Genomic DNA, 14,751 nt, shown 5'->3' on the forward strand with positions numbered 1-14,751 from the left:
TAGTAACATCTGCCTGCGGCTTAAATGAAGGTCGCGGGCTCTTATAAAAATAATTTGATATGAGAAAGTTCGTTTTAGTTTTTGCCCTTTTCATGGGGAGCTTGACGGCCTCTTTCGCCACCCCCGGGAAGAATGGGGATGTCATGGCCGCCAGAGGACTTGTTCGCCGCCTGCTCCCTGCTTATGAGAAATCGTTCGTTTTCCAGACTCTGAAGTCTGACGGGGATGTGTTCCGGCTGGAGTCCAAGGGAAATAAGGTGGTCATCAGCGGAAACAATGCCAACTCCATGTCCGTGGGATTGAACCATTATCTTAAGTATTATTGCAAGGTGGATGTCGGCTGGTTCTCGCATGATGGCATCACGATGCCCGCCGTATTGCCTAAGGTTCCCAAGGCGGAAACCGTGAAGGCGCGCGTGAAGAACCGCTTCTTCCTGAACTATTGCACCTTCGGCTACACCATGCCGTGGTGGGATTGGCAGGAGTGGGAGCACTTCATAGACTGGATGGCGCTGAACGGGGTGAACCTGCCGCTTGCCATCACGGGGCAGGAGTCTATCTGGTATAAGGTGTGGACGGAACTCGGCCTTACCGACGAGGAGGTGAGAAGTTACTTTACGGGGCCGGCTCACCTGCCTTGGCATCGCATGCTGAACATCGATTCCTGGGGCGGACCGCTGCCTAAGTCGTGGCTCGACGGACAGTTGAAGCTCCAGCAACGGATTACGGCTCGTGAGCGGGAGTTCAATATGCGCCCCGTACTGCCGGCTTTTGCAGGCCATGTACCCCATGCGCTGCTCCGTCTCTTCCCCAAGGCTAAGATAACTAAACTCGGTGCGTGGGCAGGCTATCCTGATCAATATGCCTGCAGCTTCCTTGATCCGATGGACTCGCTGTTCCTCGAGGTACAGAAGAAGTTCATCACGACCGAGGATGAGATGTATGGCACCGACCACATCTATGGCGTCGACCTCTTCAACGAGCTCACTCCCCCGAGCTATGAGCCGTCTTATCTGAGCCGCGTGAGCCGTCAGGTCTATGAGTCCCTGCGGCTGGCCGACCCTGAGGCGGTATGGCTCCAGATGACATGGCTCTTCTGGAACGAGCGCAAGGACTGGACGAACGACCGCATCAAGCCTTATATCACCTCTTATCCCAAGGACAAATCGCTGCTTCTGGACTACTATTGTGAGCGGCAGGAAATCTGGCAGCGCACCGACAAATACTTTGGAGTGCCCTATATCTGGTGCTATCTGGGCAACTTCGGAGGCAACACGATGCTCGTGGGCGACTTCAAGGAAATCAACAAGCGACTGGAGAATACCTTCCAGAACGGCGGTGATAACTTCACGGGAATCGGCTCTACGCTTGAGGGATTCGACTGCAATCCCTATGTCTATGAGTATGTTTTCGAGAAAGCCTGGGACTTCGGGCTCCATAAAGATGTGAAGAAGTGGGCTGCCGCCCTTGCCGACCAGCGCGTGGGGAAGATAGACAATGATGCCCGGGAGGCATGGAGAATTCTCGTGGACAGCATCTATGTGGCCCCGTCGACACCGGGACAATGTCCGCTCATCAACATCCGGCCAACCTTCGGCAAGTACAGAACCTATTATGCGAATCCGCGTATCAAATACGACAACCAGAACCTGCTGAGGATTGCCGACCTGCTGTTGAGGGTGAATTCCAACACTGCAGCCTATAAGTTTGATGTTACCAACATCGTCCGCCAGCTGCTGAGCAACTATTACCTTACGGTCTTCAAGCAATATGAAGATGCCTACAACCGGCGCGACCGGCAGGTGATGGGCAGGTTGCAGACGGAGATGCTGGGCGTTATCAACGATGTAGACCGTTTGGTGGGCACGCAGTCTTACTTTCTCACGGGTAAGTGGATAGCCGACGCTCGCAAGTGGGGAGGCGACTCTCTGCGGGAGGCCCGCTACTATGAGCAGAACGCCCGCAACCTGATTACTACCTGGAGCGACAAGGATCAGCTGTTAAACGACTATGCGAGCCGCACCTGGGCAGGGCTCACCAAGACCTTCTACGGCAAGCGGTGGAGCATGTTCTTCGATGCCGTCAACGGGGCTCTCGACGAGGGCAAGGCGTTCGACGAGGACCGCTTTGCCGTCTATCGCGACGCGGTTACCACTTTCGAGCGGTATTGGTGGCAGGCTTGTGTCGGCAGCTTCAGCGCAAAGCCCGTGGGCGACAGTCGTCAGGTGGCTTCAGAGCTGGTAGCCAAGTATCGCGGGCACATCCTCAACGGTCCGCTGAGCGATTAGGTTTGTGAGTACGGAAGTCCGTAAATGCAGAGAGGCCTCCTTGGGGTTATCCAAGGGAGGCCTCTCTGTCTTGACGGTCAGCGATGCCTGCTGTCTCGTCGCCCTAATCTTCCAGGCAGGAATCCAGGGCGTTTACGATGGCGTCTTTGTCGAGGTTCTGTCCGATGAATACCAGTTTCTGCATGCGGTCGCCGTAGCGTTCGTCCCAGTCTCTCTTCAGTCCCGGGTTCTGCTCCATGAACTGCTCCAGTTCCTTTGCGGACATCGTGGCATACCACTGGCCGGCATTGCGGATGCCTACCTGCCGCCCCGCCTGCTCGAAGACATAGCAGGTGTCGGGCTCGTCGCGGAAGTAGCAGATGCCTTTACACCGTATGACGCTCTTCGGCCACTTGCGGGCCACGAACTCGTCGAAGCGTCCCAGGTTGAGGGCGGGTCGCCGGAAGTAGACGAAGGTATCGATGCCGTATTCCAGCACCTCGCCCTTCTCGCCGTGCGTGTGCTCATGATGGTGGCCGTGGTGATGACCTTCCTCGTCGTCATGGTCGTCTTCGTCCTCGTCTTCCTCTTCGTGGTCGTGCCCTTCCAGCACCTCAATCCATTTGGCGGAAGTGGCCACTTTCTCGAAGTCGAATAGCCTCGTGTTGAGAATCTTGTCGAGCTCCACATCGCCGTAGTTGCACTCCACGATCTCTGCCTGCGGCTGCAAGGTGCGTATGATGCTCTTCAGCCGGGTCAGGTCGTCGGCACTTACTTCCGCGGCCTTGTTCAACAGGATGATGTTGCAGAACTCCACCTGCTGGATGACGAGGCTCGCGAGGTCGTCCTCGCCGATGTCCTGTGCCATGAGGTCGGTGCCGTTGCTGAACTCGTCGCGCATGCGGAGGGCATCGACGATGGTTACGATGGCATCGAGCCGCGCCGCCCCTTTCTTCGCATAGTCAGGATACATCTGTGGATAGGCGCTGATGGTCTGTGCGATGGGCGCGGGCTCGCAGATGCCGCTGGCCTCGATGACGATGTAGTCGAACCGCTCCATCTCGACGATTTCCGACAGTTGCTGCACGAGATCCATCTTCAGCGTGCAGCAGATGCAGCCGTTCTGCAGGGCCACGAGCGAGTCGTCCTGCTGCCCTACCACGCCGCCCTGCTCGATGAGGCTGGCGTCGATGTTCACTTCGCCTATGTCGTTGACGATTACGGCAAACTTAATGCCGCGCTCATTCTTCAGGATTCTGTTCAGCAGAGTAGTCTTGCCGCTGCCTAAGTAGCCGGTAAGCAGCAAGACGGGTGTTTCTTTCGTCTTCATGATTCGTTGTTCCTCCATTTTTATCGGATGCAAAGATACGCTTTTCCCGACTTCTGTGCAAATCTTTTTAGGCAAAACTCTCTTGGCGCATAGAGGGTTGGCGGAAAAGACGCCGGCGGCAATGGAGAATGCCGGAGATGGCTTCCGGCAATGTGAAATCTGAGATTTTAGGGTGTAAAATCTCAGACTTTACATACTAAAATCTTGGATTTTACTCTTCTGTTTGCCGTCTCCTGCATCTGCCCTGACGGCAGGAAATAGGGCGGGTGGCCGCCGCGGGAAGAATGCTTTGCGCCAGGCGGCAACGGTTCAGTCCATGACGACGAGGTGTCGTTGCCGTGCCAGTCGCTCTATCCGGGCTCTGTGGCGGTTGAATACGGCCGTGTCTATGGCGTAGATTTCTTTCTCCCGGCTCTTGTATCCCTCGCCCGTGTCGGTAACGGTCATGATGATGGCGGAGAGGTCTTGGCGCACTTCGATGTCGCTAATGTCATTGATATAGAAGCCCCGGGTGAGTGTGCGCACGGGTCTTTCCGTAAGGCCATGTGCCTTGTAGAGCACGATTTCCTCCGGGTCGATGAACACCGAGGGCTTCTTGCGCACCGTATAGCCCTTGTCGCCGCCATAGCAAGGGGGCGGAACCAGCAGGTCTCTCGTAACGGGATGTGCGATGAACAGCAGGGCTGAGAGGCTGAAGACTGCCAGATAGATTTTCACAATCAGATGGAAATGCCGGCAGCACAAGGCGACGACGGCGCATGCAAAGCCCGTGATGAGGGTGGCGTAGGCAATCAGGTATCCCAGATTCCACCTCAAGTGCCAGCCGCCGGGCATGAACAGGAGGATGATCAGGCATAGGAGCAGTCCTGCGTAATGTGAGAATAGGAGGAAGCTATGTTTCTTCATGAGCGGGTCTTGGGTTTGCTAAAAGCGAGGTATGCGGGACTAAAACTCCACGGTAAAGGCATGTTGCCCGTGTGTATAGCGATAGTCCACCCGCCAGTGGTGGTAGTCGCAGATCGACTTCACGATGGCAAGTCCGAGTCCGTATCCCTTCTGATTCTCCTGAACGCGATAGAAACGGGAGAAGATAATCGAGGCGTCGAGGGGCTTCTCTTTCGAGGTATTGGAGATGACGAGCCTGCCGGGAACGACGGAAATGCTGATGGATCCTCCGGGATAGTTGTGCCGGGCGGCATTTACGACGAGGTTGGAAAGCAGGCTTTCCAGGAGTGCCTCGTTGCACTTGAGGCTCAGGTCGGGGCTTTCATAGTTGATGTTGATGCTGATGTCGCCCGCCAGACCTTCCAGGCGGGGCAGCAGTTGTTCGATTTTCCGGCAGAGGTCGATGTTGTCGTTGGTGCCGAACTGCCTGTTCTCTATCTTGGAGAGCAGCAGGAGGCTCCGGCTGAGGTTGCTCATGTGGCGCACTTCCTGGTACATCTCCTGCATTTCCCGTGCCTGATGTTCCGTGAGGTGTTCGTCCTGCAGGAGGTTGTCTATCTTGTTCTGCAGGACGGCAAGCGGTGTCTGCAACTCGTGAGAGGCATTCTCCGTGAACTCTTTCTGCACCCTGTAGCTTTTGCTACTGGCCTCCATGATGTCGTTGAGCGTGGCGTTGAGCAGACTGAACTCACGCACGCCGGTGGACTCGGGCAGGGCTATGGCTCCCTGTTCCACCTTGAATCCGCGAATCAGGTCCAGTGTATGGCGGAACGGCTGCCAAAGTTTTCGGGGAACAAACTGCATGACGAGGAAGATGACGCACAGCAAAGCCCCTAGTATCACGAAGAACTGGATGAAGAGGCCTTCCAGTACATCCGCCTCAAGATCTATGTCCGGGTTCCGGATGCCATAGTCCTGGACGATGTCCATCAGGTCTTCTGCATAGAACCGCGTCGTGAGATAGTACAACAAAGGGGTGGCAAGTATCAGGATGGCGAGCAGTCCGAGGGCAAGCCTCGTCATCATTTGCCGGGTTAAGCTGTGTTCCATTTGTATCCTGTTCCGTAAATGGTTTTGATTACATCCTTGATGCCTTCTCGGGCAAGCTTTGCCTTGAGGTTCTTGATATGAGAGTAAATGAAGTCGTAATTGTCCATCATGTCGGCCATCTCTCCGCTGAGATGCTCGGCTATGGAAGCCTTGGAGACCACCTTGCCGCGGTTGCCGATGAAGAAAATCAGCAACTCATACTCCGACCGTGTAAGCATGACGGGCACGCCGTTGGCGGTAACAGTCTTCTGAATCAGGTTCACCTTTACGCCACGAGACTGTATCGTATTGCTTACAGAGAACTCTTTCCTGCGAATGAGGGCATAGATGCGCATAGACAATTCGGGCAGGGCAAAAGGCTTGGCCAGGTAGTCGTCGGCTCCGATTTCCAGCCCCTTCAGCCGGTCGGGCAGGGAATCTTTGGCAGAGATGATGATGACGCCCACACCGTTATGCCCCCTCCGGATGTCATGCAGGATATCCAGTCCGTCGCCTCCGGGCAGCATCAGGTCGAGCAATACGCAGTCATAGTCGTAGACACCTACCTTCATCTTGGCGTCGGAGAAGTCGAAAGCCTGTTCGCAAAGGTAGCCCTGTCCCTCCAGATAATGTTTGATAGCGTCTGAAAGGCGGCGTTCGTCCTCTATTATCAATATCTTCATCTATCCTATAACGACTAAATGCCTGTTTTGTTGCACGGTAAGCAATCTTTAACTTCCTGATTAGGGAAAATACAGAATTCCTCCAAAATCGGCGATTATCTTTGCTGCGAAAACAAGAAAGTATGGACGACAAGAGGGCTTTGGTTTACAGGAATCCGGTCTATCTCATAGAGACAGAGTTCTTGAAACTATATATCATTGTGGGGTTTGTCTTACGGATTGTCCTGATGATGACGGCACCGCAAGACGCAGGATTCAGCTTTGCCGCGACCGTAAGGCTGCTGGGTGTCGGCGTGCTGTCGGATACGGGCATGGGCATCCTGCTCGCATTGCCTTTGCAGATAGTCTATTTAGGACTCAACGAGGCGAAGTATCGTCGTGTGGCAGGATGGATGATTGAGGGGCTTTTGGCAATAGCGTTCGTGTATGTGCTTTGCTTCCATTCCGTTTTTGACGAATATGGGGGAGGTGCGCCGCGGATAGCCAAGCTCTTTCTCGGATGGAAATTGGCGAGTTTCTCGCTGCGTTTCTTCCTTCCGCGGATTCGGGCGGCATGGAGAAGGGCATCTCTCTATTTTGCCTGGGCCGTCTATGTGTTCCTTCTCCTGTGTGTGTCGGCAGGGGAATACTTTTTCTGGCAGGAGTTCGGCGTGCGCTATAACTTCATCGCGGTGGACTATCTGGTCTATACCCACGAGGTCATCGGCAACATCATGGAGTCGTATGCCATCATACCGATGCTCATCCTTGCCTTCCTGTTTACCGTCGGCATTATCCTTTGGCAATCCCGCAGACGGCGCTTCAAGCTTCTGCAGCTTTATACGCCCAAGCTGCTTGCCAGTCATCTGGGTATTTATGCGGCCTTTTCCATATGCGCTTATTTCCTGTTGTGGGGGACACACACGATGCAAGGCGATAATCAGTATGTTACGCAATTGGAACAGAACGGAGCCTGCGACTTCGTGATTGCTTTCCAAAATAACAAGTTGGAGTATGATAAGTTCTATGCCATGCTTCCCCGGCAAGAGGCAGAGAGCCTTTATCGCAAGGAGGCGGGATTGGACGCGGAGGGAAAGAAGACCATCGGCGACAGCGTGTCGCCGCACCGCCCGAACATCGTACTCATTACGGTGGAGAGCCTTAGTGCCGACTTCCTTGCACGGTATAGGAACAGGCAAGGACTCACTCCGCAATTAGACAGGCTGATGACGGAAAGCCTCGTGTTCGACAGCCTCTATGCGGCCGGAAACCGGACGGTGCGCGGCTTGGAGGCTCTTTCGCTTTGCATTCCGCCCAGCGCAGGGGAGAGCATCATCAAACGGAAAGAAAACCGCATGAGCGGTCTCTCCGTGGGAGCAGTACTCGGTGGACTGGGCTACCGTTGCCAGTTCCTCTATGGGGGTAACAGCTACTTTGATAACATGGGCGATTATTTCTCACACAACGGCTATGAGGTGATTGACCGGAGTAGAATAGCTAATAATAAAATCACCTTTGCCAACATCTGGGGCGTATGCGATGAGGATATCTTCAGCAAGAGCCTTGAGGTGTTTGATGAGGATGCAAGAAACAATAAGCCTTTCTTTGCCCAGATCATGACGACCAGTAATCATCGTCCTTATACCTACCCGGCTGGCAAGATTCATGTGAATGGCAATCCGAATACTCGCGAGGCTGCCGTGAAATACACGGACTATGCCATCGGGAAGTTTATCAGGGAGGCTTCGGGAAAAGCATGGTTCCGCAATACAGTCTTCGTCGTCATTGCCGACCATTGTGCCTCAAGCGCGGGTAAGACTTCTCTCCCCATAGACCGTTACCATATTCCCTGTATGGTCTATGCGCCCTCGCTGGTGAATCCCGCATATATAAATAAGGTGTGCTCGCAGATAGATGTGATGCCCACACTTCTCTCCCTGCTCCAGTTGAAGTACCGCGTGCACTTTGCAGGACAGAATATCCTCTCGCCCGGTTTCCATCCCCGGGCTTTTATGGCTACCTATCAAGACCTGGGCTATTTAGACGGCGGCCTTCTGACAGTCCTTTCTCCGGTGCGTAAGATCCGTCAATATGAGATTCGCCTTCAGTCCGACGGTACTCATACTGAACAACTTGTCAGCTCACCCGATAATAAGCTTATACGCAAGGCACAGGCCTTTTATCAGTATGTGAACCTTTATCTGAAAGCAAGATGAGGGCAGCCTCGTGCCCGGAGTAGTGGAACGGAACCGAGGGAAGTAAGGTGTATGGCTTGGATAATCCATTCTGGTGGCCAGTAATGGATAGGCCTTGTGGATGTGAAAGTCGGTTTTTGCTTCCATGATGGCTAAGTGCGGGGAGACGGGAACACTTCAGAATCGCCTTGAAAGCGGATAATCGCTTTTCAAGGCGATTCTCTTTATACTCTCTTGATGCCGTATCCCACATATCATTATACCCCAGAAGGGCTTTCTTATTGAATTTTTCCTGTGAGGGCAAAGATTCCTCTGTCTTCACGGCAAAGAGCCAAGAAGCGGTACGGACGGACCTTCTGGCAAGATGGGTGATGATTTTCCGGCCTTTGACCATCATAAGAAAGATTTTTTATATACTTTTGGAAAAGAAATAGACAATTATGGTTAACAACATCACTCCTCATGTGTATATAAGGCAGATATGCCAAACAGGAAAGATATAGAGCAACTCTACTTGCAGCACTATCGCAAGATGTATCGGCTGGCCAGCATGCTTCTTCACGATGATGCGGATAGCAAGGATGTCGTCAACGATATCTTTACAGGGATACTGGATGGACATATTGTCCTGAAGGATAATCCTTCCGAGGGATTCTTTCTTGTCTGCGTGCGCAACGAATGCCTCAACCGCCTGCGCAATCAACAGCTGCACCGCCGCTTGGAGCGGCTACTGCCTCTGGATGGAGACGAGAGCCTGCCCTCTGCCCTTGAAGCCAAGTGTCAGCTATTGAGGCAAGGGGTGGAAAGAGCCTTGCCTGACCGTCAGCGGGAGGTCGTCCTTATGCGATTCGACGAGGGACTTGCCCTTCAGGCTATCGGCGACAGACTGGGTGTCAGCAAGGTAGCTGTCTTCAAGCAGTTGAAAGCTGCCATGATTTCTTTACGAACCTATTTAAAAGAAAATGAGTGATGGGAAAAACAGACCTTTTGCTCCAAATGCTGGAGCATCCGGAACAATATTCCGATGAGCAATGGAAAGAGATGCTCGGGAATCAAGAATGCAGGGAACTTTACGACATGCTCTCGCAGACGGAGAGTGCTTTTCAGGACAAGCATGCCGAGGCTGTCAGCGACGAGGAAATCGAGAAGCAATGGCAGTGCTTCTCGGCAAATTGGGAGATGCGGAAGCATGCTTCTTCTGTCCAGCACTGGCATAAGATAGCAGCTATCGTCATTGCTTTCGTCATCGTGTCGGGCATAACATTGGCTGCCATCCGTTCCGGACTGTTCAGAAAGCAACAGCCTGCGAAGACGGAAGTCGTTTCCGTGGAAAAGTCTTCTGCCAAAGTCGGGGCTGTGGAGACAAGACTGGACACGGTGCCGACCCAGAAACAGGCTCTTGCAACTCCCGTGCTCTTTGACAATGAAACGCTGGGTAAGATCATGCCAGAGATAGCTTCTTATTATCATATGCAGTTGTCGTGGAAGAGTAAGGACATTCAACAGTTGAGACTCTTCTTCAAGTGGAACCGGGATGAGAGCATAGGGCAGGTGGTGGAAGCCCTCAACAACTTCCAGCAGTTTCATATCGCAATCAGCGGCACTACCCTCATTATAGAATAACACAAACAATTGGTGATGAAGAAAAGAATCTTATTCTTGGTCGTGGCATATCTGTGTGTTTGTCCGACACATGCTCAGGATATCAATCATGTATTCAAAAGAAACTCTATGCCCGATGTATTGAAATACTGTCAGGAGCATACCCGTCGCTATACCATCAATTTCATATACAATGAACTTGAGGACTACACGGTAACCTCGCATGTACGGGCGAAGAACATCCCCGATGCCATCCGTCAGGCAATTGGTTTCTATCCGATATCCATGACTGTGGATGACAGCCTCATCACGGTGGAGAGTATTCCCAAGGACAGGCAGAAGCTGATAGGGCGGCTGGTCGACGAGGCCGGCCAGCCGATGTGCTATGCCAATGTGCAGTTGTTCACGGTCAACGATTCCAGCTTTATCGCGGGCGGCGTAACCAATGAGAACGGCGACTTTGTCGTTCCCTGTTCGACAGACAGGGTAATCGCCAAGTTCTCGTATGTAGGATATAAGACCGTTTATCTGGTTACGCCCCCCAAGAGAATAGGGTATATTAAACTCTATCCTGATGTACATACCATAAAGGGCGTAACGGTGAAAGGTTCCCGCCCGCAGTATAAGATGCAGAACGGGGGAGTGTCTGTCGATGTAGAACACTCGCTGCTGAGCAAGATGGGTACCTCCTTGGATGTGTTAGGGGAGCTGCCCCGTGTCTCGGTGTCAGGCGATAACATATCTATCTTTGCCAAAGGGAAGCCGGAAATATATATCAATAACAAGCTGGTGAGAGACAACGGCGATTTGACTAATCTGAAGTCGGCCGACATCAAATCGGTGGATGTTATCACAAGTCCCGGTGCGGAGTATAATGCGGCGGTCAAGTCTGTCATTCGCATTCATACCAAGGCTCCGCAGGGCGATGGCTTCAGCGTTCGCAATACGAGCAATGTGAGGTATAATACCCAGTGGGGAGGATATGAGCAGCTTGACCTGAAATACAGGACAAGGGGCTTCGAAGTCTTCGGCAAGTCTTTCCTGTCCTCGCTTTTTGCAGGGGAGAGAAATCCCGTCAGTTCAAGTCTGTACCTGCCCGATTACACCTTGACTATGAAGGAGAATGCCGATGATGTGTTCCGGCAATCAGTCTTCCAGTCTACGCTCGGCTTCACCTATGATATTAATCAGGAAAGTTCTTTTGGCGCGACTTATACTTTGAGCAAGACCCTTTACGGCAAAGGACATACGGTAGACTATGTGTCTGAAATCTGGAAAGACGACCAGCTTCAGGGACGCATAGCCAATAATGAAGACATGGAAATCTGGGCTGGTCCGATGCATGAGCTCAATGCCTACTATCTGGGTAAGGTAGCTGGAATAGGCATTGACTTTAACGGGACTTACATCTGGCGGAAGAATGGCCGGAACGACCATATCATAGAAGAAAGTGAAACCCTTGGCAGTCGTGTTGTAAATACCTGTAATACCACCCATAATCGCATGGTTGCCGGTAAGCTGATACTGAGCCACAAGCTGGGTGGAGGCAAAATCAGGATAGGCGAGGAGATAAGCCATACCAATACGCATTCAATCTACGATAATCCGGAGAATTATGTGGATTCGTCAAGAATAGACATCCGGGAAAGCAATGACGCGACCTTTGCCGACTACAGCGTCTCCCGGGGCGACTGGTCGCTAAATGCGGGACTCCGTTATGAGCATGTGAAAACCGAATACTATGCTTTCGGAGTGAGGCAGGAGGAGCCGAGCCGGACTTATCATGACTGGTTCCCGAACTTCTCTATTGCATGGAATCATAGTCCCTGGTCGTTGCAGCTTAGCATGTCGAGGAAGATTTCACGCCCTTCCTATGTCTCCCTGCGAAGCAATGTGCAGTATATAGGTAGATATTCCCGCGAGGCAGGAAACCCTTACCTGCGTCCGACCTTCGCGCATAACATAGAGCTCACTGCAATCTATAAGTGGCTGTATTTGACCATCGGCTATGATTACGACAAGGATTGCATCGCCTACTATTCTTATTTGTCCGACAAAGAGCCCGTGTCAATCCTTCAGAACCGTAACTTCAACCACATGCAGGATGTCTATGCCTCCATTGTGGCGTCGCCCAAGTTCGGCTGGTATCAGCCTACATTGGAGATAGATCTGGGCAAGAACTTCTTCAATGCGGGGAAGTATGGAAGTTTGAAGGCCGGCAACGACCCGTCTTGCAGTATCAGGCTCAACTCTAAGTTCGTGATTTCGAAGCAAGGCTTTATCACTTTGAACCTGAAGTATAACTCGGAAAGCAGTCAGGACTTCGTCAAGACAAGGGCGGACGGGACTGTCGACATAGCCTATGTCCAGAGTTTTTGCCATAATAAGTTTCAGCTGAACCTCTATGCCAATGACCTTTTCAAGACGCGCAAGAGCTCGTGGGTGCAGTATGGCAACAAGACGGCCTTTTCCAAAGACTGCTATGAGTATACCCGCAGTATCGGCATGACATTGACCTATAACTTCAATGTGTCGAAGAGCCGTTACAAGGGGACGGGCGCGGGTAATGAGGAGAAAAACCGCCTGTAGGATTCTTTCTGTATTATTTCAGATAGTTACACAGCATTAGAGCCTATGTCTATGCCTTGAAACAGTATATACATTCGTTTTGCTTTCAAGTCGGTTTGTGAGCGCTGCATCTTGAATAGAGGCATCCCCGGATCCATCATGACATATGGGGTCAAAAGAAAATCAACAGATGTTGGTTTGGGCAGGGTAATTCTGCAGGATTTAGGCGTTGATAGAGGTTCCGATAGTGGAAAGTATCCGAATATTGACACATATAGATAGTTGTTAGTAATATATCTATTGGATTATATAAGATATGCCTGTTGGTAGAGTTAGTTTTGCGCTACCAACAGGTTCTTCTTTTGACATGCGGAAAGCTGAAATTTAATTTCAATGTCATCAAAAGGAAAAAACATTGAAATCTGCACTTATTATCTTTGCCCCCAGAAAGAGAAAAGTAGCAGTAAAATGAAAACAAATAAAAATCTGATTGCAACTTTGGCATTAACGGTGATGTCTTTTGTCAGTATTCACGGACAAGGTATCAGGGGAATAGTAGTTGATAGAGTCTCTAAGGAACCTCTTGTCGGTGCCATCGTGCAGATTGATGGGACTGGTATGGCGACCGTAACTGATGTTGAGGGAAAATTCTATATCGCTGAGCTAAAACAGGGTAAGTATGCATTAACCGTTAAATACATGTCTTATAAATCTCAAAATATTGATGGGATTCAAGTAGGTTTATCCAAAGATGTTATGTTGAATATAGCCATGGAGGTCGATGAGCAGGAACTGAATGAGGTGATGGTAACCGCGATGGAAAGAAAGGATACGGAAGTTGCCATGATACAAGCAACCAAGCAGAGTTCCGTTGTCGTGAGTAATATATCCTCACAAGAAATAAAACGCTCTCAGGATACAAATGCAGGAGAAGTGATTAGGAGAGTACCGGGCGTGAGTCTTATCGATGAAAAGTTTGTTATGGTTCGAGGACTGTCGCAGCGGTATAATAATGTCTGGATAAACGGCGGGGCCGTGCCAAGCAGTGAAGCAGACTCGAGGGCTTTCTCTTTTGATATCATTCCCAGTTCGCAGTTAGATAATCTGATGATCGTGAAAGTGCCTACAGCAGAATATCCGGCAGACTATACAGGAGGTTTCATTTTGGTAAATACCAGAGAGATTCCATCAACAAATCAACTGAATATAGCTGTTGGAGGCGTTTGGAACAGCAGTTCCACTTTTAGGAATTCTCTTTTTTCACAATCGTCCTCCACTGATTTCCTTGGCTTTGACGGTGGATTACGCTCCCTTGAGGGAGGTATGAACTCAAGATTAAATACAATAGGTAGACAAGGTATCGATCTATTAAATAATGGTTTGGATAATGACTGGAAAGTAACTGACCATAAGCCAATCGGAGACCTGAAACTATCAGCAGACTGGAATCACTACTGGACTTTTAAAAGCTACAAACTCGGAATGATTGCGGCTGTAAACTATAGCAATGAGCATCGTACCTATATCGGTATGCAGAACAATCTTTATGGGGCATATGACATAGCCAACGATCGCTCTAACTATCTCAGGCATTCCGTGGACAACCAGTACAACCATAATGTGAGGCTGGGCGCCATGTATAATCTCACACTTTTGAGTAAGGATGGAAATCATAAATACCAGTTGAAAAACATCTTCAATCAGATTGGCAACAATAGGTATACTTCACGGAATGGCATCTCTGCTCAGGCGAATATGGAGCGCTCAGCAGAATACTATTACAGAAGTCGTACGGCCTATAGTAGTCAGCTGGCAGGAAAACATATCTTACGCGAGTTCGGGATAAGATTACCATGCAAATAGCTCTAATTGTCTTGATTTCTCCACATGCACTGGCAGCGCCTCCGGCTTGTTGTCAAAGAAACAGTAGGCCGCGAGAGCCGAGCATAGGTTCATCATAAAGTTGTGTATGGACCGGTGTCGTGAATGCACGAGGTTGGCCTTGTTCTTGAGCAATTCGTTGATACACTCGATGATGTACCTTTTTCTGAGCATGATCTTGTCCCACATGGGCATGAGCTTATTCTTCATGTTGGCCTTGAGGCCATGCACGAGATGGATGCCCTGGTCGAAGAGATGCTCGAAGAGTGCCT

General features: G+C 50.9%; 11 protein-coding genes. 6 read left to right on the forward strand and 5 right to left on the reverse strand.

Features of this window, described 5'->3' with window-relative positions:
- The first annotated feature begins 59 nt into the window (after nucleotides 1–59).
- Nucleotides 60–2,288, forward strand: coding sequence for an alpha-N-acetylglucosaminidase (locus BM114_RS12245; protein WP_092113826.1), 2,229 nt, complete (start codon nucleotides 60–62; stop codon nucleotides 2,286–2,288).
- A 103-nt stretch (nucleotides 2,289–2,391) separates the two neighbouring features.
- Here BM114_RS12245 and BM114_RS12250 read toward each other — a convergent pair whose 3' ends face one another.
- From BM114_RS12250 to BM114_RS12265, 4 genes are all read right to left on the reverse strand, one after another.
- Nucleotides 2,392–3,597: a GTP-binding protein gene (locus BM114_RS12250; RefSeq protein ID WP_092113846.1), complete on the reverse strand. Its 1,206-nt coding sequence runs from the start codon at nucleotides 3,595–3,597 to the stop codon at nucleotides 2,392–2,394.
- A 309-nt stretch (nucleotides 3,598–3,906) separates the two neighbouring features.
- Nucleotides 3,907–4,503, reverse strand: a complete 597-nt coding sequence (locus tag BM114_RS12255) for a hypothetical protein (RefSeq protein ID WP_092113827.1) — start codon at nucleotides 4,501–4,503, stop codon at nucleotides 3,907–3,909.
- Nucleotides 4,504–4,542: 39 nt separating this feature from the next.
- Nucleotides 4,543–5,592 (reverse strand): sensor histidine kinase, encoded by a 1,050-nt coding sequence (locus BM114_RS12260; protein ID WP_092113829.1) that lies wholly within the window; start codon nucleotides 5,590–5,592, stop codon nucleotides 4,543–4,545.
- On the reverse strand, nucleotides 5,577–6,254 hold the full coding sequence (locus BM114_RS12265) for a response regulator transcription factor (protein WP_092113830.1): 678 nt from the start codon (nucleotides 6,252–6,254) through the stop codon (nucleotides 5,577–5,579). Before BM114_RS12265 ends, BM114_RS12260 begins: the two co-directional genes overlap by 16 nt.
- Nucleotides 6,255–6,376: 122 nt before the next feature.
- On the opposite strand from BM114_RS12265, the gene BM114_RS12270 reads away from it, so the two are divergent.
- The 5 genes from BM114_RS12270 to BM114_RS12290 all read left to right on the forward strand — a co-directional run bounded on the left by BM114_RS12270 (nucleotide 6,377) and on the right by BM114_RS12290 (nucleotide 14,461).
- Nucleotides 6,377–8,449, forward strand: a complete 2,073-nt coding sequence (locus tag BM114_RS12270) for an LTA synthase family protein (protein WP_092113834.1) — start codon at nucleotides 6,377–6,379, stop codon at nucleotides 8,447–8,449.
- Between the two features lie 460 nt (nucleotides 8,450–8,909).
- Nucleotides 8,910–9,398 carry a sigma-70 family RNA polymerase sigma factor gene (locus BM114_RS12275; RefSeq protein ID WP_092113836.1) on the forward strand — a complete coding sequence of 163 codons (489 nt, stop codon included), beginning with the start codon at nucleotides 8,910–8,912 and terminating at the stop codon, nucleotides 9,396–9,398.
- On the forward strand, nucleotides 9,398–10,051 hold the full coding sequence (locus tag BM114_RS12280; protein WP_092113839.1) for a DUF4974 domain-containing protein: 654 nt from the start codon (nucleotides 9,398–9,400) through the stop codon (nucleotides 10,049–10,051). The genes BM114_RS12275 and BM114_RS12280 overlap by 1 nt, the downstream gene beginning before the upstream one ends.
- Nucleotides 10,052–10,066: 15 nt before the next feature.
- Nucleotides 10,067–12,619, forward strand: coding sequence for an outer membrane beta-barrel family protein (locus BM114_RS12285; RefSeq protein ID WP_092113841.1), 2,553 nt, complete (start codon nucleotides 10,067–10,069; stop codon nucleotides 12,617–12,619).
- A 372-nt stretch (nucleotides 12,620–12,991) separates the two neighbouring features.
- Nucleotides 12,992–14,461, forward strand: a complete 1,470-nt coding sequence (locus BM114_RS12290) for a TonB-dependent receptor (protein ID WP_255406516.1) — start codon at nucleotides 12,992–12,994, stop codon at nucleotides 14,459–14,461.
- Here BM114_RS12290 and BM114_RS12295 read toward each other — a convergent pair.
- On the reverse strand, nucleotides 14,447–14,751 hold a 305-nt coding region (locus BM114_RS12295), incomplete at its 5' end, for a transposase (protein WP_218151491.1). The two genes, BM114_RS12290 and BM114_RS12295, sit on opposite strands and share 15 nt — an antisense overlap.

Origin of the sequence: Prevotella sp. KH2C16, assembly GCF_900113305.1 — a bacterium.
In the GTDB taxonomy this organism is placed as follows: domain Bacteria; phylum Bacteroidota; class Bacteroidia; order Bacteroidales; family Bacteroidaceae; genus Prevotella.

Bases quoted from the DNA above. Each gene is read 5' to 3' on its own strand.
- BM114_RS12245 (WP_092113826.1), top strand. From the start codon at position 60: ATGAGAAAGTTCGTTTTAGTTTTTGCCCTTTTCATGGGGAGCTTGACG.
- BM114_RS12250 (WP_092113846.1), bottom strand. From the start codon at position 3,597: ATGAAGACGAAAGAAACACCCGTCTTGCTGCTTACCGGCTACTTAGGC.
- BM114_RS12255 (WP_092113827.1), bottom strand. From the start codon at position 4,503: ATGAAGAAACATAGCTTCCTCCTATTCTCACATTACGCAGGACTGCTC.
- BM114_RS12260 (WP_092113829.1), bottom strand. From the start codon at position 5,592: ATGGAACACAGCTTAACCCGGCAAATGATGACGAGGCTTGCCCTCGGA.
- BM114_RS12265 (WP_092113830.1), bottom strand. From the start codon at position 6,254: ATGAAGATATTGATAATAGAGGACGAACGCCGCCTTTCAGACGCTATC.
- BM114_RS12270 (WP_092113834.1), top strand. From the start codon at position 6,377: ATGGACGACAAGAGGGCTTTGGTTTACAGGAATCCGGTCTATCTCATA.
- BM114_RS12275 (WP_092113836.1), top strand. From the start codon at position 8,910: ATGCCAAACAGGAAAGATATAGAGCAACTCTACTTGCAGCACTATCGC.
- BM114_RS12280 (WP_092113839.1), top strand. From the start codon at position 9,398: ATGGGAAAAACAGACCTTTTGCTCCAAATGCTGGAGCATCCGGAACAA.
- BM114_RS12285 (WP_092113841.1), top strand. From the start codon at position 10,067: ATGAAGAAAAGAATCTTATTCTTGGTCGTGGCATATCTGTGTGTTTGT.
- BM114_RS12290 (WP_255406516.1), top strand. From the start codon at position 12,992: ATGTCATCAAAAGGAAAAAACATTGAAATCTGCACTTATTATCTTTGC.